The organism is Gillisia sp. Hel1_33_143, assembly GCF_900104765.1.
In the GTDB taxonomy this organism is placed as follows: domain Bacteria; phylum Bacteroidota; class Bacteroidia; order Flavobacteriales; family Flavobacteriaceae; genus Gillisia.
This window is the reverse complement of sequence record NZ_LT629737.1, coordinates 444,862-466,144: the sequence shown is the minus strand read 5'-3', so window position 1 is coordinate 466,144 and position 21,283 is coordinate 444,862. Positions and strand designations below refer to the sequence as shown.

The 21,283-nt window shown below is 34.2% G+C and carries 20 protein-coding genes and 1 tRNA gene; 12 read left to right on the top strand and 9 right to left on the bottom strand.

Annotated elements, in window-relative coordinates; genetic code table 11:
- Window positions 1–15: 15 nt before the first annotated feature.
- The 4 genes from BLT84_RS02125 to BLT84_RS02110 all read left to right on the top strand — a co-directional run bounded on the left by BLT84_RS02125 (window position 16) and on the right by BLT84_RS02110 (window position 3,338).
- Window positions 16–810, top strand: coding sequence for an alpha/beta fold hydrolase (locus BLT84_RS02125; RefSeq protein WP_091262554.1), 795 nt, complete (start codon window positions 16–18; stop codon window positions 808–810).
- On the top strand, window positions 803–1,573 hold the full coding sequence (locus tag BLT84_RS02120) for a 3-hydroxybutyrate dehydrogenase (protein WP_091262551.1): 771 nt from the start codon (window positions 803–805) through the stop codon (window positions 1,571–1,573). Before BLT84_RS02125 ends, BLT84_RS02120 begins: the two co-directional genes overlap by 8 nt.
- A gap of 165 nt (window positions 1,574–1,738) precedes the next feature.
- Window positions 1,739–2,968 carry a metallophosphoesterase gene (locus BLT84_RS02115; RefSeq protein WP_091262550.1) on the top strand — a complete coding sequence of 410 codons (1,230 nt, stop codon included), beginning with the start codon at window positions 1,739–1,741 and terminating at the stop codon, window positions 2,966–2,968.
- Window positions 2,969–3,041: 73 nt separating this feature from the next.
- Window positions 3,042–3,338 (top strand): thioredoxin family protein, encoded by a 297-nt coding sequence (locus BLT84_RS02110; protein ID WP_034888445.1) that lies wholly within the window; start codon window positions 3,042–3,044, stop codon window positions 3,336–3,338.
- Here BLT84_RS02110 and BLT84_RS02105 read toward each other — a convergent pair.
- Entirely contained in the window at window positions 3,335–3,973 is a 639-nt protein-coding gene (locus BLT84_RS02105; RefSeq protein WP_091262548.1) for a polysaccharide deacetylase family protein, read from the bottom strand. The two genes, BLT84_RS02110 and BLT84_RS02105, sit on opposite strands and share 4 nt — an antisense overlap.
- A gap of 9 nt (window positions 3,974–3,982) precedes the next feature.
- Complete coding sequence (locus BLT84_RS02100) at window positions 3,983–7,279, bottom strand: DUF2723 domain-containing protein (RefSeq protein WP_091262546.1); 3,297 nt, start codon at window positions 7,277–7,279, stop codon at window positions 3,983–3,985.
- Between the two features lie 199 nt (window positions 7,280–7,478).
- Between BLT84_RS02100 and BLT84_RS02095 the strand changes: the two genes are divergently transcribed.
- From BLT84_RS02095 to BLT84_RS02080, 4 genes are all read left to right on the top strand, one after another.
- Window positions 7,479–7,551, top strand: a tRNA-Gln gene (locus BLT84_RS02095).
- A 312-nt stretch (window positions 7,552–7,863) separates the two neighbouring features.
- Complete coding sequence (locus BLT84_RS02090) at window positions 7,864–9,114, top strand: PAS domain-containing sensor histidine kinase (protein WP_091267928.1); 1,251 nt, start codon at window positions 7,864–7,866, stop codon at window positions 9,112–9,114.
- Complete coding sequence (locus tag BLT84_RS02085; RefSeq protein ID WP_091262545.1) at window positions 9,111–10,151, top strand: response regulator; 1,041 nt, start codon at window positions 9,111–9,113, stop codon at window positions 10,149–10,151. The genes BLT84_RS02090 and BLT84_RS02085 overlap by 4 nt, the downstream gene beginning before the upstream one ends.
- An 88-nt stretch (window positions 10,152–10,239) precedes the next feature.
- Window positions 10,240–11,049, top strand: a complete 810-nt coding sequence (locus BLT84_RS02080; RefSeq protein ID WP_091262543.1) for a universal stress protein — start codon at window positions 10,240–10,242, stop codon at window positions 11,047–11,049.
- A 4-nt stretch (window positions 11,050–11,053) separates the two neighbouring features.
- On the opposite strand, the gene BLT84_RS02075 is transcribed toward BLT84_RS02080, so the two are convergent.
- The 6 genes from BLT84_RS02075 to BLT84_RS02050 all read right to left on the bottom strand — a co-directional run bounded on the left by BLT84_RS02075 (window position 11,054) and on the right by BLT84_RS02050 (window position 13,933).
- Window positions 11,054–11,446: a group III truncated hemoglobin gene (locus BLT84_RS02075; RefSeq protein ID WP_091262541.1), complete on the bottom strand. Its 393-nt coding sequence runs from the start codon at window positions 11,444–11,446 to the stop codon at window positions 11,054–11,056.
- Between the two features lie 5 nt (window positions 11,447–11,451).
- Window positions 11,452–11,733 carry a hypothetical protein gene (locus BLT84_RS02070; RefSeq protein WP_091262539.1) on the bottom strand — a complete coding sequence of 94 codons (282 nt, stop codon included), beginning with the start codon at window positions 11,731–11,733 and terminating at the stop codon, window positions 11,452–11,454.
- Between the two features lie 127 nt (window positions 11,734–11,860).
- Window positions 11,861–12,160: a thioredoxin gene (trxA, locus tag BLT84_RS02065; protein ID WP_091262537.1), complete on the bottom strand. Its 300-nt coding sequence runs from the start codon at window positions 12,158–12,160 to the stop codon at window positions 11,861–11,863.
- Window positions 12,161–12,523: 363 nt separating this feature from the next.
- Window positions 12,524–12,859 (bottom strand): hypothetical protein, encoded by a 336-nt coding sequence (locus BLT84_RS02060; RefSeq protein WP_034888467.1) that lies wholly within the window; start codon window positions 12,857–12,859, stop codon window positions 12,524–12,526.
- 111 nt (window positions 12,860–12,970) lie between these two features.
- A complete protein-coding gene (locus BLT84_RS02055) occupies window positions 12,971–13,603 on the bottom strand; it encodes a metallophosphatase domain-containing protein (RefSeq protein ID WP_091262534.1) in 633 nt (210 codons plus the stop codon).
- A gap of 105 nt (window positions 13,604–13,708) precedes the next feature.
- Window positions 13,709–13,933: a hypothetical protein gene (locus BLT84_RS02050; protein WP_034893941.1), complete on the bottom strand. Its 225-nt coding sequence runs from the start codon at window positions 13,931–13,933 to the stop codon at window positions 13,709–13,711.
- A gap of 184 nt (window positions 13,934–14,117) precedes the next feature.
- Between BLT84_RS02050 and BLT84_RS02045 the strand changes: the two genes are divergently transcribed.
- Window positions 14,118–15,635, top strand: a complete 1,518-nt coding sequence (locus BLT84_RS02045) for a hypothetical protein (protein WP_157717884.1) — start codon at window positions 14,118–14,120, stop codon at window positions 15,633–15,635.
- On the opposite strand, the gene BLT84_RS02040 is transcribed toward BLT84_RS02045, so the two are convergent.
- Window positions 15,632–16,477 (bottom strand): universal stress protein, encoded by an 846-nt coding sequence (locus tag BLT84_RS02040; protein WP_091262530.1) that lies wholly within the window; start codon window positions 16,475–16,477, stop codon window positions 15,632–15,634. The two genes, BLT84_RS02045 and BLT84_RS02040, sit on opposite strands and share 4 nt — an antisense overlap.
- Window positions 16,478–16,631: 154 nt before the next feature.
- On the opposite strand from BLT84_RS02040, the gene rimP reads away from it, so the two are divergent.
- From rimP to infB, 3 genes are all read left to right on the top strand, one after another.
- The gene (gene rimP / locus BLT84_RS02035) at window positions 16,632–17,093 is read left to right on the top strand and encodes a ribosome assembly cofactor RimP (protein ID WP_034888473.1); all 462 of its coding nucleotides are present in this window, start codon (window positions 16,632–16,634) and stop codon (window positions 17,091–17,093) included.
- A 12-nt stretch (window positions 17,094–17,105) separates the two neighbouring features.
- Entirely contained in the window at window positions 17,106–18,338 is a 1,233-nt protein-coding gene (gene nusA / locus BLT84_RS02030) for a transcription termination factor NusA (RefSeq protein WP_034888475.1), read from the top strand.
- 61 nt (window positions 18,339–18,399) lie between these two features.
- Window positions 18,400–21,276, top strand: coding sequence for a translation initiation factor IF-2 (infB, locus tag BLT84_RS02025; RefSeq protein ID WP_091262528.1), 2,877 nt, complete (start codon window positions 18,400–18,402; stop codon window positions 21,274–21,276).
- The last annotated feature ends 7 nt before the right edge of the window (window positions 21,277–21,283 follow it).

The window sequence follows — 21,283 nt, the reverse complement described above, 5'->3', positions numbered from 1 at the left end:
CAAAAAGGATAGTAGATGATCCATCAAAGAAAATTAAACAATAATGTTAATATAGAATATCTAGATCAGGGAGAAGGAGAAGTTGTGCTTCTTCTCCATGGCTTAGGTTCTACCAAAGCAGACTGGGATCTTCAGATCGAGACGCTTACTAATAACTTTAGAGTTATAGCGCCAGATTTTAGAGGTCATGGTAATTCATCAAAACCCTTATTAAAAGAGGAGTATGGAGTGAAGCTTTGTGCAGAAGATATGAAGTTATTGTTAGAAGAGATAAGTGTTACTCGTTGCTCTGTAATTGGATTTTCCATGGGAGGCGCCGTAGCATTTGAAATGGCTGTTAGATATCCATCTCTATTTAAGAAGATGGTAATTGTAAACACGGCACCAGATTTTAATAATCTTGGAGCGTTTGGAGATCAAATGATTCAGGAAAGAACTCAACTTTTAAGAACCAAAGGCATGGAAGCTATGGCTAAAAAGGTTTCTGAAGGAATGTTTCCCGATAAGGGGCAAGAACAACTTCAGCAGGCATTTTTTGATAGAGCCAGTAAGAATCAATTAGAACCCTATTTTAATTCTTTTACAAGTTTAATGAATTGGGGATTGGGAGCTAAAATAGAACAAATAGCAATACCTTGTTTGGTAATTGCATCAGAATTTGATTATACCCCAATTGCCTCCAAAGAAAATTACGTGGCTAAAATGCAGAATTCTAAGTTGCATATAATAAAAGCATCCAGACATGGAGTTACCATGGATCAACCAGATGAATTTAATAGAGTGATATTAAAATTTCTTAAAAGTGAATAGAACAGCATTAATTACAGGAAGTACCAGTGGTATAGGCCATGCAATAGCTCTAGGATTTGCAGAGGCGGGCTATAATATTATGTTTCATGGTTTAGAAAAAGATGGAGCTAAAATAGCTGCTGAGGTAGGAGAGAAGTTTGGTGTTAATACAGCCTTTTCTAATGCCAATCTTACCAAGCCTGAAGAAATTGAAGCACTCGTAAATAAAGCGGAGGAGCTTTTTAAAAGTATAGATGTTTTAATTAACAATGCAGGGATTCAATATGTGGCACCTGTAGAACAATTTCCATTAGATAAATGGAATGCTATTATAGCTATAAATCTTACTTCAGCTTTTATTGCCTCTAAGGCGGTTTGGAAGATCATGAAAAAGCAAGATTTTGGAAGAATTATAAATATCTCATCGGTTCATGGTTTAAGGGCTTCAGAATATAAAGCTGCTTATGTTTCAGCAAAACATGGGGTTATAGGACTTACCAAAGTATTAGGTTTAGAAGGGGCAGGACATAATATTACCTGTAATGCTATTTGCCCAGGCTATGTGAAAACACCTTTGATAGAAGGACAGATTAAAGATCAGGCTAAAGCCCATAAACTTTCTGAAGATGAGGTAGTAACCCAGATCATGTTAAAGAAGCAGGCAGTTAAAGAATTTATACCAATAGAAAAGATTTCTGAATTAGCCCTTTATCTAGCTATGGATAATTCTTCAGCAATAACAGGATCTGCCTTTACACTAGATGGAGGATGGTCTGCACAATAATAATTTGTTAAGTGTTTATTAGAAAGAAGCAGGCTTTTGTAAGCCTGCTTTTTATTTGGAGACAACTATATAGAATTATGGCTAATTAGAACATTAGTTAAAGAAACTAAAAATTAAAGATTTAAGTTTTGATTACCAGTATATTCGTGAAAAATTTGAGAATTCATGCGTTGGATTATATTTATTATTTTTTACATTCTTGTAGATCTTTATGCTTATCAGGCAATAAGAGCCATTACTAAAAATAACATCGTTAGTCTGGCTTATATTATAATTTCTCTGTTGGTTCTAGGGAATTTTATCTATCAGTTTGTACAGCCAAATCCTAGTGGTGGTTTTACCGGGGGTAGGGGTTACGCCTTGGGGGTAGTTCTTGCGTTTATGGCAGGAAAACTTATTCTTACCATCTTTATGTTTGGGGAAGATCTAGTGAGGATCTTTATGGCATCATACAGTAAACTTTCAGGATCATCTTCTTCCTCTTTTGAATTGCCGGAAAGACGCAAGTTCTTAGGTCAGATAGCCCTTGGTATAGCTGCAATACCCTTCTTGTCTTTGCTCTACGGAATGTACTGGGGTAAGTACAATTATAAAGTACTTAAATATGTGCTTTACTTTGATGATCTGCCTAGTGCTTTTGATGGTTATCGAATAACACAAATTAGCGATGTTCACAGTGGTAGTTTTGATAATCATGAGAAGATCAAATATGGAGTAGATCTTATAAATGAGCAAGAAAGTGATATCGTTCTTTTTACAGGAGACCTAGTGAATAATAAGGCAGAGGAAATGGATACGTGGAAATCTACCTTTGCTCAGATCTCTGCTAAAGATGGTGTATTCTCTGTTTTAGGGAACCATGATTATGGAGATTATGTTCAATGGGAGTCTGATGCTGCCAGAATAGCTAATATTGAGGATCTTAAGGCGGTCCATGCAGACATGGGATGGGACCTTTTACTTAACGAGCATAGATTTTTAGAGAGAAATGGAGAGCGAATAGCTTTAGTAGGTGTAGAAAATTGGGGCGCAGGAGGATTTAAGAAAAAAGGAGATCTCGATCTTGCTGGTAAAGGTGTGGCAAAAGAAGATTTTAAAGTATTAATGAGCCATGATCCATCTTATTGGCAAGAGAAAATAAAATCAGACCCTAATCATTATCATCTAACTCTTAGTGGCCATACTCATGGGATGCAATTTGGTATAGAAATACCGGGATGGTTTAAATGGAGTCCTGTATCTTACAGATATGAGAATTGGGCCGGTATTTACGAGGAGTTTGGTAGATATATTAACGTGAACAGAGGGTTTGGTTACCTGGCTTATCCAGGGCGTGTAGGAATTTGGCCGGAAGTAAGTGTTATTGAACTTCGCAAAGGCTCAAAACTCGCATAATTCAAAGAAATTAGTATATTTGATATTATTTTGAATAGTGATATCAAAAATCAACAAACTCAGTTTTTAGTGTATGTCAAAATTTGGTGAATTAATAGATTTAAACATTCCGGTGCTTTTAGATTTTTATACCGAATGGAATGAAGCTTCCAATCTTATGCACCCTGTGCTTAGAGATGTAGCTGCGGCTTTGGGTGATAAGGCCAAAATCATTAAAATTGATGTAGATAAAAATAGTCAATTAGCAGAAGCACTTCGCGTTCAAGGTTTACCAACACTCATGATCTATAAGAATGGTGAGATGAAATGGCGCCAAAGTGGAGAGCAAGATGCCAATACGCTTATAAGTATTTTAAAAGAACACCTTTAGATCTTTTTAAAAGTATAGCCTTTATAATTATAATATTCTAACACCTTTGGTAACGTATACTTTAGGTGTTTTTTTGCTTTTTCACTATCGTGAAATACCACAATACTCCCGGACGTGCAATTCTCAACAACATTTTTAAAGCATTGTTTTGACGAGATAGACTGGTCAAAATCTCCACTTATAGTCTCCCACATTACGATCTTATAATTAAGCTTTTTAAGCTTTTTAAGCTGAGATATGCTGGCTTTGCCATAAGGAGGTCTAAATAGTTTTTTGTCTGACTGGAGTACTGTTTGTTTAGTAACAGCCTCATTTGCTAAGGCTACATCTGCTAGATAGGATGCTGTTGAGGTTTTCCAGCCATTTAGATGATGGTAAGTGTGGTTACCAATACTATGGCCTTCAGAAATGATCTGCTTAAAGATCTCTGGGAATTTATAGATGTTATCTCCAACGCAAAAGAAGGTTGCTTTAGCTTTATATTGAGCTAGAAGTTCCAAAACCCAAGGAGTGATGGTGGGATGTGGGCCATCATCAAAGGTGAGATAGAGATCTTTTTCTTTTCTAGAAAAATTCCACATTAGAGAAGGATAAATCAACTTCCCTAATGTGGATATTTTTTTTAAATAAGCCATATTCTTAGACTATTGCGGTACGCTATCTAAAGAGTCTAACTGTTGGGTTCTTTTGAATTCATTTATAAGATCTTGCTCTGTAGGAGAATCTTGTGTTTGTTCTGGCTCCGGAGAATTATCATAAAATTGTGGAAATAATTTTAAGTAATTATTGAACTCCTCTGCTTTCTCTCGTGCAAATTCTCTTTCTCCGCTTAGCACTATCACATCTACCAAAGATCTAAATCGTTCCATAGAAGTGATAATATCATCTGCATAGCGATATTGTCTCTCCTGATCCCATCCGCTATAATACTTTAAGTCTTCTTGATATTTACTCGATACTTTTTCAAAAAGTTGCTTTGCTTTCTCGGTCTCTCCAACTTCAAAATAACCTCTTATATAAGGTTCTAATAAAGTATAATATCCATAGTAATCTACCGGCATATTTTCCATGGCCAGGTCTAAAATATTCTTGGCACGTTCTTTATCTCCTTCTCTTAATAGCGCTTCTACCAATCTTGCAAGGTTACTTCTATAAGTAATAGAGTTCTTTCTAGTTTCAGGATCTTGATAAATGTTTGGATCTCCCATATTACCCCAATCCCAATTCTTAACAAGATCGTACATCTTATCTGTATTAATTCTACCCATATTATATGGATTTCTTGGATCTAATGGGGTTTGAATTGGTACTAGTTTATAAGCTACACCGTCTAATTGTAGAAAATCTTTCATCCATAGATAATCATCATCTCCAAAGCTACCACCGGTAAAATAAATAGGGCGCTCCCAGTTGTTATTGGCTATGATATCTAACATTAGTAAGCGATTCTTATAAACCACATTTCCATCTAACTTTATAAAGATATTGTCTACAATCTCATCTGCGCTCTTAGCCTCTACGATCTTATTTTTTAGAACAGAGGCTTTGTCTACTCCAATTCGAATAGATTTAGTAGGGAATGTATTTACAGTTTGCCCACTTTGTAACTCTCCTTTGGTTCCTGGGTTATCGCTAGCAATCCAGTTCATCCAGTTCTTTATGTCCATAGTATCTTGAGTTACCGGCTGGAAGATCACAAAATCATTTGTTCCGGCACGGTACTGACTATGTTCTAGCTGAGATGGAATAGGTTCACTCTCCCAAGCCTTTCTCTTCATTTGGTCTATGTACCAGTCTGTAGCAAATAGACTGGTATTTACAATACGAACATCTGTTCTGTACCCTTCAATTTGTTGTACATACCAAAGTGCAAACGTATCATTATCTCCAATGGTAAATAGAATGGCATTCTCGTCTAACGAGTCTAGATACATTTTAGCCATTGCTAAAGCGGTATACCTGTCTGACCTGTCATGATCATTCCAGTTTTGAGAAGCCATAATAGTAGGAACGGCTAATAATGTTGCCGCTATAACTATGGGAGCAGCAAGCTTCGGCTTTAAATAATCTTTAAGGAGATCGAACAGCGCGTAAACTCCAATTCCTATCCACATAGCGAAAACGTAAAATGAACCTACCAGAGCGTAATCTCTTTCACGAGGTTCAAAAGGTCTTTCATTTAAGTAGATCTTTAAGGCTATTCCTGTAAATAAAAAGAACACCATTAAAACCCAAAATCCTTTTTTATCCTTTTTGAAGTGAAAGAATAAACCTATTAATCCTAATATTAGTGGTAAAAAGTAGTACGTATTTCTAGCTTTATTATTCTTCACATCTGAAGGAAGATTGTCTTGTGAGCCTAAATGCCACTCATCTATAAAATCGATTCCGCTTAACCAATTTCCATTTAGATCTGTATACTGGCCTTGAATATCATTTTGTCTGCCAACAAAATTCCACATAAAGTATCTCCAGTACATATACCCCATCTGAAATTCAAAGAGGTAACTCATATTAGATCCAAAAGATGGTTTTTCTACATTTAGATATTGTCCGAATTGCGATAAAAAACTATTATAATCATCGTTATCTAGTTTTCCAATAGCATAACTCTGCTTGAACTCTGCAACAGCCGTTTGTAGTTGTTGCTGATCTTGATATTCAGGCTTAATAGTAAAATCTATAGGTCCTGTAAACTGCATATAATTAACAGCATGTTCAGAGCTCCACATTCTGGGTAATACGGTCTTATGGTTATCGTCTAGATTTTGCTTAGCATTCTTATAATCATTTACTATTATGTATTTTCCAGCCTTTTCATCGCGTTCGTAATTTGGCTTTTCATCTGAATATGGATTTTCCGGATCCAGCCCGCTATACATTTCTGTAAATTGAGGTCCGTAGAAAAGATGAGTTTCTCCGTATTGTTCTCTGTTATAATAAGCAAGTAATTCACGAGCATTATTTGGGCTGTTCTCGTTAATGACAGTATTAGAATTAGATCTAATAGGTAACATGGTCCAACTTGAAAAACCTATTAATATGAAAAGAATGCAAAGGAAAAGGGTGTTTAACTGAAAATATTGTTTTTTTCGAGTATAATTAATTCCGAAATAGAATGCTGCAACAATTATCAGAAAAGCGATCACTGTACCAGTATTAAATGGTAAACCTATACTATTGGTAAAAAAGATTTCTGAAGAAGCAAAGAACGTTAGCGTATAAGGTAAAAGCAGTTTAAAGATGAACATCAAAACAGCAACAACTGCGATGTTTGCGATAATAAAATTTTTGATAGTTACCTTAGAATAATTTTTAAAGAAATATAAAAATCCAATTGCCGGAATTGTAAGTAGTCCTAAGAAGTGAACTCCAAATGAAAGTCCAACAACAAAGGAGATTAATATTAGCCATCTATATCCACGAGGTTTAAACATATCTCGTTCCCAAAGAAGCCCTAGATAGAATAGCAAAGCCATAATTCCTGCTGCCATGGCATAAACTTCTGCTTCTACCGCATTAAACCAAAAACTATCGGTAAAGGTGAAGGCTAATGAACCTACAAGCGCACTTCCTAGAATGGCTATTTTACTGCCTGAAGTCTGAATTTTAAGAGGTCCAGCAACTTTGAAAAGGATTAGTACTATAGACCAGAACATGAACATGATGGCAAAAGCACTGGCCAGACCAGACATACAGTTAACCATTAAGGCTACATTTTTACTATCTGAAGCGAAAACGGAAGCTACAGCACCCATCATTTGATATAGAGGTGCTCCCGGTGGGTGGCCAACTTCTAAATGTGCGGATGTTGCAATGTACTCTCCTGCATCCCAAAAACTTGCGGTAGGTTCTACCGTAGACCAGTAGGTAATAAGTGCAATTACAAATACTAACCATCCTAGTATCTTGTTCCACTTACTAAAGTTGAATTCTGTCATTTGTTATTCTAATTGTATCTTAAGTGGCGAATTTAAGAATAATTACACGAATGATTTTATAACGAAGTTGAAATCAATAAATTTTTTAGAGCCTGATAATTAGGGGTTAAAAAAATAGTCGAAAAAAAAATTCAAAAAAGTTTAAAAAATGTTTGTGTAAAATAAGATTTGTTCTAAATTTGCATCGGCAATAAAACGCTGGCCCATGGTGTAACTGGCAACACGTCTGTTTTTGGTACAGAAGAGTCTAGGTTCGAGCCCTAGTGGGCCAACAAAATGTCAAGACCCAAGCAGAAATGTTTGGGTCTTTTTTTATGCTTTATTTTCACTTTAAAATTGATGGTAATCTACACATTGTTAGGCGTTAATCATCCTTTAAATTTCAAAGTTGATGTGAAGACAATGCTACACAGGATGGGAATTATCTAAGTTTACCCTACCTTTAGATTTCATTTATAATAGGATTGTTGATCTAGTTTATGGAATTGATATCAAAAAAGATATATAAATGTATTAATTTCTATCTTCGGTAATATCGTCTAAGCCAATTCAATAGTTGCTATAATTAAAACAGAAGATTTGTGATAAAGAGTCAATTCTTTCAAAATAAGAATGTTTTTAATATTCTGTTTGAGGCTGCTTCCGAAGGAATTATAGTGGTAGATTCTTCTCAAACCATTACGGCAGCGAATACTGCGGCAGGTGTAATGTTTGGTTATGAAGCTCAGGAGTTAATAGGTGAATCTCTAAATATCTTAATTCCCACTAATTATCATTCTAAGCATTCACACCATTTTAGCAATTTTTTAGAGCATAGTGAGAAAAGGCAGATGGGTCATGGAAGAGATTTATACGGTCAAAGAAAAGATGGGTCAACATTTCCTGTAGAAGCAGGTTTAAACCCGTTTAAAATAGATGGAAAAGATTTTGTGATGTCTTTAATTATAGACATTACGGTTAGAAAAGAGACGCAAAGACAAATAACAGATCTTAATGCTCATTTAGAAGATAAAATTGCTCTTAGAACAGCAGAATTGCAAGAGACCATCCTTCAATTAGAAAAGTCTAACCTTAATTTAGAATCCGAGATCAGTAAGAGGAAAAGAGCAGAGAAGAAAATAAAATCTGCTTTGCAGAAACAGAAAGAACTCAATGATCTTAAAACCAAATTTCTTTCTTTGGTGTCTCATGAATTTAAAACACCACTTAGCGGAATTCTAACTTCTGCAACTTTGGCGGAGAAATACAAAGAAGCTACGCAGCAAGATAAAAGAGAAAAGCATCTTGGTACTATTAAAAGCAAAGTACACTACTTAAATAATATTCTAAATGATTTTTTGTCTATAGAACGTTTAGAATCTGGCGCAGGTCAATATAAATATACCTCTTTCAGCTTAAAGAGATTGATCAACGAAGTTGTTTACAATGCAAATATCACTTTGAAGAACGGTCAGGAAATCATTTATCCACAGGAGATTAGTGATGTTTTACTTTATCAAGATGAAAAGATACTAGAGCTTATTCTTACCAATTTATTAAGTAACTCTATTAAATATTCTCCAGAAGATACCAATATAACCTTAGAAGTAAAAACATCAAAAGAAACCGTTTATTTTAAGGTTAGAGATGAAGGTATTGGAATTCCAGAGCAAGATAAAAAACATATTTTTGAACGATATTTTAGAGCAGAAAATGCTGTTTTAAATCAAGGTACCGGTATTGGTTTAAATATAGCTAAAACCCATTTGGAGAATTTGGGAGGGCATATTTACTTTACTAGTAAGGAGGATGCAGGAACTGAATTTTTTGTTGAAATACCAATTTTAAATCCATGAAGAAAATATTATTAATAGAAGACGATGTCACTGTTAGAGAAAACACGGCAGAGCTTTTAGAGCTTTCGCACTATCAAGTAATTACTGCAAGTAATGGATTACAAGGTGTAGAAAAAGCTAAAGAGCACATGCCAGATATTATTGTTTGTGATATTATGATGCCTGAGTTGGATGGATATGGGGTTTTAAGTTCTCTTTCTGAAAATAACAGAACTTCACATATTCCATTTATTTTTCTTTCAGCAAAAACAGAACATAAGGATATTAGAAAAGGGATGGATCTTGGGGCAGATGATTACCTTACAAAGCCCTTTGAGGAAGAAGATCTGCTAAGTGCTATAGAAAGCAGAATGGCAAAAGTAGCTATCTTAAACTCTTTTAAAAATGAAAATGATACTATTCTAGAGCAGAAGAGTATTAATAATCTTGAGGAGTTGAGAGCCTATATGAGTTCACAAGATGTGTTACAATTTAGTAGTGGGGCTTCTATTTATGAGCCAGGAACTAAATCTCATTTCTTTTATTATGTAAAAAATGGAGTGGTTAAAGCTCATGGAATGGATAGCCATGGTAAAGAGCTAATAACTGAACTTTATAAGGAAGATGATTTTTTTGGTAATGCGAGCGTCAACCAATCTCTGTATGAAGAATATGCCACTGCTATGGAAGATACCACCTTGGCAATAATTACCAAAGATGAGCTTCATAAGATCTTAGCAAATAATGGGAAAATGACATTAGAGCTGGTAGAGATATTAAGTAATAATCTTATTGGAATTAAGCAACAACTTATGGAAATGGCTTATGGTTCTGTAAGAAAGAAAACGGCCAATACCATTCTACTGTTTGCTGAAAAGATCAAGAAACATCCTTTAAAAAGTATTCGCATCTCTAGAGCAGATCTCGCGGGTGTTGCGGGAATGGCTCCGGAAAGTCTAATTAGAACTCTTTCAGATTTTAAAAAAGAGAATTTGATAGAAATTGAAGGCAGAAATATTAAAATTATAGATGCAACCGGCTTAAAGAATATCTCATAAAAGTAAAAATCTTTGTTTACTGATTTTAGTCATTTTTAGAATTTTGTTGTGGCTGTAACTTCGTTGCTCATACAACTAGTTGCAGTTAATGAATACTCTTATTTTAACCGATTTTTCTGATACCGCTACGCATGCGGGGAAGTATGCTATTGATCTATTTCAGGATGCTACTGTAAATTTTTATTTGCTAAATATTCAAAATTTAAATAGTACCGAAGCCTTAGTGCCAAGTCCAATACTGGGGCTAAATCAGAATCCCAAAGACCAAATACAAAAACAATACGGTGAGTTAAAACAGTATGCTAAGCAACCAGGGCATAGTTTCTATACTATTCTTTCTAATGAAAATTTAGTAAATGCTACTAGGAAATATATGCTTGAAAAGAAAATAGATCTAATTGTTATGGGAACTTCTAGTGCCGATTTTTCTAATACATCTATCTTAGGGAAGCATACTAGAGAGATCATCCAGAAGATAAAGTGTAGTGTTTTGATGGTTTCAGAAAGAAGTAAATTCAAAATGCCTAAGAAGTTCGTGCTTCCTGTTGATACTACCATAAATACAGAAAACAGTATTCCAGATTTTTTGAGAAGTAAGATTTTTAATGCTCAAACAAATATTACTATTGTAGAAATAGGAATGCCTTTAGACAGGATTAGGAAAAGTTTGAGCATAAAAAAGAAATTTGGTTTTTCTGAGAGCTCATCCCAATGTAATTTTTTAGAATTTAAACAAGCTATCAATCTTAGTGATGGTCTGCTTAAGGAGATTCAAGAAAACTATAATATGGTTATAATTCTAGGGAAGAATTTGAGTATATGTAAAAAGCTAGTGGAGTCTTACGATGGAAAATGGAGTGCGAAAAATAATAATTTACCGGTATTAGTATTACACTAAAATTTTAAGAATTGGAAACTCTATTTTTAAAGATTCCCATATAAAAATGAGTCGACATTTTTCTGGCATTATGTTTAGCTCGTTCTGCTAAGTCACCTTCAAAAAGCTTATCTATAGTTTGAAACCAGAGCATAAGCCAAATCCCAAAATGTTTATTTTCTATGCTATAATTGTGTGCAGTATCTAGATCTATATGGGCTCTTTTTGGGTTCCCATGATAGACAGATTTAAAAAATAAGTTACTCTCCCAAAAATCTGTGATCTTATTAATGTGCTCATCCCAGTTAGTTATGCTTTTGTTGAAAAAGTAACCTATTTCATCATCTGCCTTAACGTGATTATAGAATTCGGTAACTAGGAGGTGAATATCTTCTCTAGAGCTAAGGTCTGATTTCATAACTTTTAAATAAGATTGATTATAATAAAGAATAAACTGGTAAGTACGCTTACTATTAGTGAGTTAAAAACGAATTTATGAGATAATTGAGCAAGCACAGTTGCGTTAAAGCCCATACAAACTGTAACAACTAGAAAGAGTTGAAACATGTTTATAAAAGTGTGCCCTTGCATTAAAATAAGCATAGCAGCTACAGAACCTATACAGCTGGAAGCAATTATTCCTAAAGAGGCATATCCTAAGAATAATTCATCGAAATCTGCTAATAATTTTTGGTAGACCTTCATGATAATTTTGTTTTGAATTACTCTGTAAAATTATCTCTTGAAGCCATTTTATAATATGACAAAGATCAGCTAAATCATAATTTGTATTATTGTCTAGCTGATCTTTAAATTATATATGTAAATCTATTTAGCTGTGCGATTTAATGATCTTTATAATTTCATCTTTTTGCAAAACTCCAGATTGTCGCCAAAGTTGTTTCCCATTTTTAAATAAGATCATCGTTGGTACACCTCTTACCTGGTACTTGCTGGCAAGTTCTTGATTCTTATCTACATCAATCTTAACAATCTTTATATCATCTCCTAGAGTTGCTTTCGCATCTTTTAAAATTGGGCCTAACATTTTGCAGGGCCCGCACCAGTCTGCATAAAAGTCTATTAGTACCGGTTTATCATCCTGAATTATATCGTGGAAATTACTTTTCATATCAATGGTTTTAATTCAAACTTATCTAAATTATAAGAATGATCTATTATGCTTAATAGGTCGATTAATCTCTCTTAAAATTACTAAATATAATTTATATGTTTTCTCTTTATATTGTTCATCGAAGTCCAAAAATTTACGAGAAAGATTGAATAAAAAATCGGCATTAGACTAACGGTTAAGGAACATGATTGCGGCTAAGATCTTATAGTTTCATTAGGTTTAAATGATTTGTTTCAGTTTAACTTGTAAAAAAAAAGAGATCCCTTAAAGAACAATAAGTAAATCAACTTAACAAAAGTAGATACAAAAAAAGAGGACCATGATAAATCAAGGTCCTCTTCATTTTATATATATAATATATTAAGCTGCTACTACAGTATCATATTCGGTCATTAGTGTTTCATAATAAACTAAACTATCACTGTCACATTTAATACATGATTGTAAAAATCCAATTAGATCTAGGCATTCAAACGTAAGGTTAGTATACTTTTCATTAGACATAAATAGCTGTAAATCTATTGTCTGATCTAAATAATTAATTTGTACATTTTTAGCTACAAAATATTTTTCCACTATCTCTTGATGAAAATGTTTAAATTTTGATTCAGAAGCATCCATATTATTAACACTAAAATTGATCAAATTTTTTACATCTTCGATAAGAGAATTCTGGTTTAAGGTATTGGTTTTCATAGGTGTTGTACTTATTAAGACTGCTAAGATACTATAGATGTTGTTAATAAAATGCTAACAAACAGGAGATTAATATTTTATTAACGTAGTAACATGCAATTTAAGACAAGGTTATGAATTTAGCTGATGAACTACTAAAGGGGCATTTATCTGGCGATATTTACCATCTACAGAAGAAGCATTAATAAACACAGAATGCTTTGTTCTTACTATACCATAATCATCGTGTACGTGACCAAAGATGTGATGTGGGATTTTCAATTCGTTTATTCTTCTAAAGAGTCTTTCACATCCAATATGTCTTTTATTGTCTAACTCATCTAACACGGTATACGGCGGACTATGAGTGATCAAAAAATCTATATTCTTCGGAATTTTGTTCCAGTGTTTTAAAATGTCACTACCTCGATTTCTATTGAAGGCCCAGTTCCCATTTCCAGGAGTGTAAGGCGATCCCCAAAAATTCACATTATTTATGCTAATTCCGGAGTCGTGTAGATATGTAATATTATCTGGAATAATATTATCTAGTTTATCCTGATGTTTTTCAAAGTAGAAATCGTGATTGCCGGCAACTAATATTTTGTGCTCGTGTTCTAAATTAGAATACCATTTTAAAAAATCCAGAGTTTCTTTTTTGGATCCAGAATCTGTAAAGTCTCCAGCGTGAATTATAACATCTCCGGCAGGGATATCCATTTCATGATGTAAATTATGAGTGTCGGAAATGCAAATAATTTTCATAATATATATTTAAAAGAAATCCGATGAAAATTTCATCGGATTTCTCAATAGTAGTCCATCATCAGCATAAGTCAAACTTCATAGCAGACTATCTTTCTATTCTATTTATTTAATGGAAATGTCTTCGTAATCTATTTCCTCAGATACATAATCTTTATCTGCGGGTAAAAGCACATTAGTGATCTTTGTGACCGCAAATGCAACTATTATCGCAGAAAAAGTAAAAAACAAGAATTTAACCATTAGGCTATCTGTCAAGATAAAACTATAAAATGCCAACGCAATTTCTATAGCTATAATTCCAATTTTTAATCCAAGTTTAAATATCATTTTTTCTCTACGTGTAATTTTCAGTAAATATAATATGATAGGACGTTTCTTTTTTAATTTAATTACAATTTGACTTAAATTTAACTTAGCTAGTTTCAAAGACTTAAAGTTTTTAAGTTAAAAAAATCTAAAGCTTTATATAGGTGATAGCCATAATTGTAAATTCGTTTAAATTCTTGGTAAATTGAATAAAACATTAAAAATATTATTGTGGATTTTTGGAAGTATTGCAGTGTTGTTTACGCTCTTAATTATTCTAAATAATTATCTTGAAAAAAAGATAAAATCTACCATTCAAAAAGACCTAGATAGCTCCTATATTCAATATTCTGAAATTGATGTAGATGTTATCAATAGAAATGCTTCAGTTTCAGATCTAAAATTTAAAAGAGGGAAATTCAACGTTACGGCAAAAGAAATAGAATTAGCTGCCTTTAATTATTCCGATTATTTTTTAAATAATAAAATTACCATCGGCGAAATTGTATTGAATGCTCCAACTATTATTTTAGAACCTTCAGATTCTCTACCCAAAAACAGAAAGAAAGCAGATCAAAAATTTAAAGAGAATATTACCATAAAGAAGTTTCGTGTTTCTAACGGAATTATGAAAATAAAAGATAGTAGTAGCGTGCAGGGTAGTCTTTATATAGGTATTAAGAATTTAGATCTTAATGGAATAATGGTAAACTCTAAAACTCTGGAAGGCGTGTTGCCATTTAAATATGATAGTTATTCCTTAAAGAGCGATTCTATTTTTTATGGTTTAGATGCAGATCATGATCTTAGCGTAGGTAAGCTTGGAATTGCCAATAGCGATGTTATCATGAGCGACATTAAGATCTTTCCTAAATTCTCTAAATCTGATTTTGATAAAAGACAAAAGGTTGAAAAAGATAGAATGAACTTGGAGATCAAGAAAGTGAATATTCAAAATTTTGGATGGAATTTTGAAAAAGATACTTTAGAATTAGCAAGTCCTAAGATAAAAATAGATGCTGCTATTTGGGAGATTTATAGGAATAAGCTTATACCAGATCCTACAACAATAAAACCATTATATAGTAAGTTACTAAGGGAAATGGGAGTAAAACTTAAATTTGATAGTGTAGTTATCAATAATTCTCATATAACCTATGAAGAGCGAGTTAAAGAGGACAGGGCTAGTGCAATATTTAAATTTGGACAAATAAACGCAACTATTTCAAATTTGACTAATGTGGGAATGGATAGAAAAGATTTTCCCGAAACCAAATTGAGTGCGAAGGCCAAATTTATGGAGGAGGCAAATATTAGTATGGATCTTGTGTTTAAAGTCTCAGATTTGAATGATAATTTTCATGTTTCTGGAAATCTTTATAATCTTTCAGGTTCAGATATGAATGGGATATTAAAACCAGAAATGAATATTTTAGCTGAGGGACAAATTCAGTCTGTGTATTATAATTTTTATGGTAATGACAACGCTGCAGAAGGAGCAACGCAATTAAAATATGAAGATTTCAAAATAGAAGTTCTAAGAAAAGACGGACAAAAGAAGAATAAGATCTTATCTGGCTTAGTAAATCTGGTAGTGAATAATAATGCTAAAAATAAAAATTTAACACAATCAGATCTTAAGATTCAAAGGGTGAAGACTAAATCTTTTTGGAATTACTTTTGGCTGTGTATAAGAGCTGGAGCTTTAAAAAGTTTTATTTAGATCTTAAAGGTAATTACCGGCAGGTTAGCGTGGTTTACAAGATCTTCGCTAATGCTGCCATTAAAAAAATGTGCTAATCCTTTTCTTCCATGGGTACTAATTCCAATTAAACCGGCATTGATGCTGAGGGTGAAATTTAGAATGCCTTTTTCTACAGTTACATCGTTATAAATATTAAGCGAATAGTCATTTAATTCTGCACCTTCAATAAAATCATGTAAGCAATTGTGTGCTTCATCACTAGTCATAAAATTATTTGCAGTGTTAATGTATACAATATGCAATTTAGCATCAATTCGCTCTGCGAAACGTTTAGCCTTACTTAACGTATGTTTATTTTTAATGTTGCAATCTGTGGCAAATACAAAATTATTTATGTTAAAATCATCATGTTCATTTTTGATGACTAAAACTGGAATTGTAGAATTTCTTACAACTTTTTCTGTATTAGATCCAATAAACATTTCTTTAAAACCAGTTGCGCCGTGAGAACCCATAATGATCAAATCACAATTATGTTCTTCGCTTACTTCCATAATTCCATCAAAAGCTTGATGAAATTCTACAGTTTCATGAACTTTTATTCCTTGCAAAAAAGGTTCTTCTAAGATCTCACTAAATCTTTTTTTAGCCAGTTTCATAAAAAATAAAGCCTCAGGTAAATTTTGCGATCCCGACGCCACAGCACTACCAGACGCTGTAGATTGTACTAATTGCAACGGTAATTCTAGCATGTGTAACAGATAGATTTCTCCATTAAATTTTTTTGCCAGTTGAGCGGCAACTTTCAAAGCTCTCTCGGCTAAGGGTGAAAAATCGGTAGGTACTAGAATTCTTTTCATGATAATTGCTTAAAAATGATTGTCTTATTAAATTTACAAAGAATATTTCATTTGATCTCAAGTTTTATTTTTTCGAATATTTTGTTATCTTTGCAGCGTTGAAACGAAAAAAATACAGCGAGGGGACGAGAAGTCCCCTCTTTTTATAACATATATGTTGCAGGAGCGAGTACAAAAATTATTGGAGGAAGCGTTTGAAGAGAATAATTCCTTATTTTTAATCTCCTTGAATATCAGTGATCAAAATCACATTCTTATTGTGATAGACGGTGATAACGGGGTGTCGGTTAATGACTGTATTGCGGTAAGCCGTAAGATAGAGCATGATTTGGACGAAGATGAGTTGGACTTTTCTTTAGAGGTCACTTCGGCTGGAGTATCAGAACCATTAAAATTTTCTAGACAATACAAGAAAAATATTGGAAGAACGCTGGAAGTCCAGACAAATTCTAATAAATTTGAGGGAGAATTGAAAGAGGTAGATGAAGCAGGTATTCTATTGGCCTGGAAAGCGCGAGAGCCTAAGCCGGTTGGTAAAGGTAAAGTAACAGTAGATAAAGAAGCGAATATAGCTTTTGATGAAATTGTCAAAGCTAAAGTAGTTATAACATTTTAATAGCAAATAGATATGGAGAATATCGCCTTGATAGAATCTTTTTCAGAGTTTAAAGATGATAAATTAATAGATCGTGTAACCTTAATGGCGATCTTAGAGGATGTGTTTAGGAGTGCTTTAAAGAAGAAGTATGGAGAAGATGATAATTTTGATATCATTGTAAATCCAGATAAAGGAGATTTAGAGATTTGGAGAAATAGGGTAGTTGTTGCAGATGGTGAAGTTGAAGACCCTAATCAAGAGATCTCGCTTTCTGAGGCTCACAAGATAGAACCAGATTTTGAAGTTGGAGAAGATGTTTCAGAAGAAGTGAAATTAATGCATTTGGGTAGAAGATCTATTTTGGCACTTCGCCAAAATTTGATCGCTAAGATCCATGAGCATGATAATACAAATATTTACAAGCACTTTAAAGAGCTTGAAGGGGAGATTTACACTGCAGAAGTTCATCATATTAGACATAGAGCAATCATTTTGTTAGATGATGAAGGTAATGAGATCGTTCTTCCTAAAGACAGACAAATTCCTTCAGATTTCTTTAGAAAAGGAGAAAACGTAAGAGGAATTATTGAGAGTGTAGAATTAAAAGGAAGCAAGCCACAGATTTTAATGTCTAGAACTTCTCCAATATTTCTAGAGAAGCTTTTTGAACAAGAGATCCCAGAGGTTTTTGATGGATTAATTACAGTTAAAAAAGTAGTTAGAATTCCTGGAGAAAAAGCTAAAGTAGCGGTAGATTCTTATGATGATAGAATAGATCCTGTTGGAGCTTGTGTGGGTATGAAAGGGTCAAGAATCCACAGTATTGTGAGAGAATTGGGTAATGAGAACATTGATGTGATCAATTACACAACTAATGATCAACTATTTATTACTCGTGCTTTAAGTCCTGCTAAGATCACTTCTATAAAATTAGATGAAGAGAATAAGCGTGCAGAAGTTATGTTAAAGCCTGAAGAGGTTTCTAAAGCAATTGGACGTGGAGGTCACAACATTAGACTTGCAGGACAATTAACAGGTTATGAAATAGACGTATTTAGAGATGGTGGAGAAGAAGATGTAGAATTACGTGAATTTGCTGATGAGATTGAAGATTGGGTGATTGCGGAATTCGCAAAAATTGGTTTAGACACCGCCAAGAGTATTTTGGAACAAGATGTGGAAGACTTAGTAAGAAGAACAGATCTTGAAGAAGAAACAGTGCGTGAGGTTATTAAGGTGTTAAGAGAAGAATTTGAAGAATAAAACATCTATTTTTTTTGAAATAGATAATAATAATATAAGAGGTTAATTTAGAGGGCAATTTATGGCTGAAGCAAAAACAATGCGATTAAACAAGGTACTACGCGAATTCAATATATCGCTAGATCGTGCTGTGGAATTTTTGAATTCCAAGGGTCACGAGATAGAGGCGCGTCCTACCACAAAAATTTCCGAAGGCATCTACCAAGTCTTATCAGATCAATTCCAGACAGATAAGAGTAAGAAGGTGCAGTCTAAGGAAGTTGGCGAGGAAAAACGCAAAGAAAAGGAGGAGTTGCGTTTGGCTAGAGAGAAGGAGAGCGACGATAAGAAGAAAGCCGAACAAAGACAGCAAGAAGTTGTAAGTGCCAGAACTAAACTTGAAGGCCCTAAACAGGTTGGAAAGATAGATCTAGATAAAAAACCTGCTGCTGCCTCTAAAGAGGAAGTAAAACCGGAAGCTCCTAAAGAGGAAGCTCCTAAAGAAGAGACTCCAAAAGCTAAAGAGGAAACTCCAAAAGCTGAAGCTCCAAAGGCTGAAAAAGCCAGTGAGGTTAAGCCGGAGGTTGCTAAAGAGAAGCCGGTAGAAGCTAAGGATGATGTTAAGAAGGTTGAAGCTTCGAAGGAAGTTACTCCAAAAGAGGCACCGTCTGAGACTCCTGTTGCTAAAAAAGAAGAAGCTCCTAAAGCTTCTGATAAAAAGGAGGAATCTAAATCAGAAACTGCTTCAGAGAATACTGAAGAGGTGAAGGAGAAAGATCCGGAGTCTGATACGATCAAAACCAACTATACTAAGCTTAACGGTCCAAATTTTACAGGGGAGAAGATAGATCTATCTCAATTTAAAAAGCCTGTTAAAAAGAAAGACGATAAGAAATCTGCTGCAGACGATAAGAATAAGAATAAAAAGCGTCGTAGAAGAATTAGTAAAGATGTTAAAGGTGCTACTCCAGCTACTGGAGGAAATCCTAACTATAAAGGTAATAAAGGCGGTAAGAAGCCTAACAGACCTGCTATTACTAAAGAAGAGCCTAGTGAGGAAGAAGTACAAAAACAAGTACGTGAAACTCTAGAAAAACTTCAAGGTAAATCTAGTAAAGGTAAAGGAGCTAAATATCGTAGAGGTAAAAGAGATCAACACCGTCAACGTACAGAAGACGATGCAGCTCAACAAGAAATTGATAACAAGATCTTAAAAGTTACAGAATTTGTAACGGTAAGTGAGATCGCAACCATGATGGATGTTCCGGTAACCAAGATTATATCGGCATGTATGTCTTTAGGTATGATGGTTACTATGAACCAGCGTCTGGATGCAGAAACACTTTCTATTGTTGCAGATGAGTTTGATTATGAAGTTGAATTTGTTTCTGCAGATCTTGAAGAAAATACAGAAGTAGAAGAAGAAAACCCAGAAGATCTTGTAGAAAGAGCTCCTATTGTAACAGTAATGGGGCACGTAGATCACGGTAAAACATCTTTACTGGATTATATTCGTGAAGAGAATGTAATTGCTGGAGAGAGTGGTGGAATAACTCAGCACATTGGTGCATATGGGGTAGAGCTAGAAAATGGTCAAAAAATAGCTTTCTTGGATACACCGGGTCACGAAGCCTTTACGGCGATGCGTGCTCGTGGTGCACAGGTTACAGATATTGCAATTATTGTAATTGCAGCAGATGATGATGTGATGCCGCAAACTAAAGAAGCTATTTCTCACGCACAAGCAGCGGGAGTACCAATGGTATTTGCTATAAATAAATCTGATTTGCCTACAGCAAATCCAGAAAAAATTAAAGAGAAATTAGCTCAAATGAACCTTCTTGTTGAAGATTGGGGTGGTAAAATTCAATCCCACGATATCTCAGCGAAAACGGGTCTAGGAGTTAAAGAATTACTTGAAAAAGTGTTGCTTGAAGCAGAGATCTTAGAGTTAAAAGCTAATCCAGATAAGCCGGCAAAAGGAACGGTTGTAGAAGCTTTCTTAGATAAAGGTAGAGGATATGTTTCTACTATACTTGTTCAAGAGGGGACTCTTAAAATTGGAGATTACGTATTAGCTGGAAGACATAGTGGTAAGATTAAAGCTATGCAGGATGAGCGTGGTAACGATGTTAGAATTGCAGGTCCATCAACTCCTGTATCTATTTTGGGACTAGATGGTGCGCCGCAAGCAGGTGATAAGATTAGAGTGATGCTAGATGAGCGTGAAGCTAAAGATATAGCTGTAAAACGTACTCAGCTTCAAAGAGAGCAATCTGTAAGAACGCAACGTCACATTACGCTTGATGAAATTGGAAGACGTATTGCTTTAGGAGACTTTAAAGAGATCAATATTATTCTTAAAGGGGATGTGGATGGATCTGTTGAAGCATTAACAGACAGTTTCCAAAAACTATCTACAGAAGAGATTCAGGTTAATATAATTCATAAAGGTGTAGGGCCAATTACAGAAAGTGATGTATTGTTAGCATCAGCTTCTGATGCGGTAATCATCGGATTTAATGTTCGTCCGGCAGGTAATGCTAGACAAGTAGCAGATAAGGAAGAAATAGATATCAGAACTTACTCTATTATCTATGATGCTATTAATGATCTTAGAGATGCTATGGAAGGAATGTTATCTCCTGAAATGAAAGAAGAGATCACAGGTACTGCAGAGATTAGAGAGTTGTTCAAAATATCTAAAATTGGTACCATTGCAGGTTGTATGGTAACATCTGGTAAGATTTTCAGAAATGAAGGAATTAGATTGATACGTGATGGAGTAGTAGTTCACACAGGTGAGTTAATTGCCCTACGTAGATTTAAGGATGATGTTAAGGAAGTATCTAAAGGTTATGACTGTGGTATGCAGATCAAAAACTACAATGATATTAAAGAAGGTGATGTAATTGAAGGGTACCAAGAGGTAGCTATCAAGAAAAAAATGAAGAAGTAATTCTGAA

Coding starts and splice junctions, on each gene's coding strand:
- BLT84_RS02125 (WP_091262554.1), top strand. CDS start 16: ATGATCCATCAAAGAAAATTAAACAATAATGTTAATATAGAATATCTA.
- BLT84_RS02115 (WP_091262550.1), top strand. CDS start 1,739: ATGCGTTGGATTATATTTATTATTTTTTACATTCTTGTAGATCTTTAT.
- BLT84_RS02110 (WP_034888445.1), top strand. CDS start 3,042: ATGTCAAAATTTGGTGAATTAATAGATTTAAACATTCCGGTGCTTTTA.
- BLT84_RS02105 (WP_091262548.1), bottom strand. CDS start 3,973: ATGGCTTATTTAAAAAAAATATCCACATTAGGGAAGTTGATTTATCCT.
- BLT84_RS02100 (WP_091262546.1), bottom strand. CDS start 7,279: ATGACAGAATTCAACTTTAGTAAGTGGAACAAGATACTAGGATGGTTA.
- BLT84_RS02085 (WP_091262545.1), top strand. CDS start 9,111: ATGAAGAAAATATTATTAATAGAAGACGATGTCACTGTTAGAGAAAAC.
- BLT84_RS02080 (WP_091262543.1), top strand. CDS start 10,240: ATGAATACTCTTATTTTAACCGATTTTTCTGATACCGCTACGCATGCG.
- BLT84_RS02075 (WP_091262541.1), bottom strand. CDS start 11,446: ATGAAATCAGACCTTAGCTCTAGAGAAGATATTCACCTCCTAGTTACC.
- BLT84_RS02070 (WP_091262539.1), bottom strand. CDS start 11,733: ATGAAGGTCTACCAAAAATTATTAGCAGATTTCGATGAATTATTCTTA.
- trxA (WP_091262537.1), bottom strand. CDS start 12,160: ATGAAAAGTAATTTCCACGATATAATTCAGGATGATAAACCGGTACTA.
- BLT84_RS02060 (WP_034888467.1), bottom strand. CDS start 12,859: ATGAAAACCAATACCTTAAACCAGAATTCTCTTATCGAAGATGTAAAA.
- BLT84_RS02055 (WP_091262534.1), bottom strand. CDS start 13,603: ATGAAAATTATTTGCATTTCCGACACTCATAATTTACATCATGAAATG.
- BLT84_RS02050 (WP_034893941.1), bottom strand. CDS start 13,933: ATGATATTTAAACTTGGATTAAAAATTGGAATTATAGCTATAGAAATT.
- BLT84_RS02040 (WP_091262530.1), bottom strand. CDS start 16,477: ATGAAAAGAATTCTAGTACCTACCGATTTTTCACCCTTAGCCGAGAGA.
- rimP (WP_034888473.1), top strand. CDS start 16,632: ATGTTGCAGGAGCGAGTACAAAAATTATTGGAGGAAGCGTTTGAAGAG.
- nusA (WP_034888475.1), top strand. CDS start 17,106: ATGGAGAATATCGCCTTGATAGAATCTTTTTCAGAGTTTAAAGATGAT.
- infB (WP_091262528.1), top strand. CDS start 18,400: ATGGCTGAAGCAAAAACAATGCGATTAAACAAGGTACTACGCGAATTC.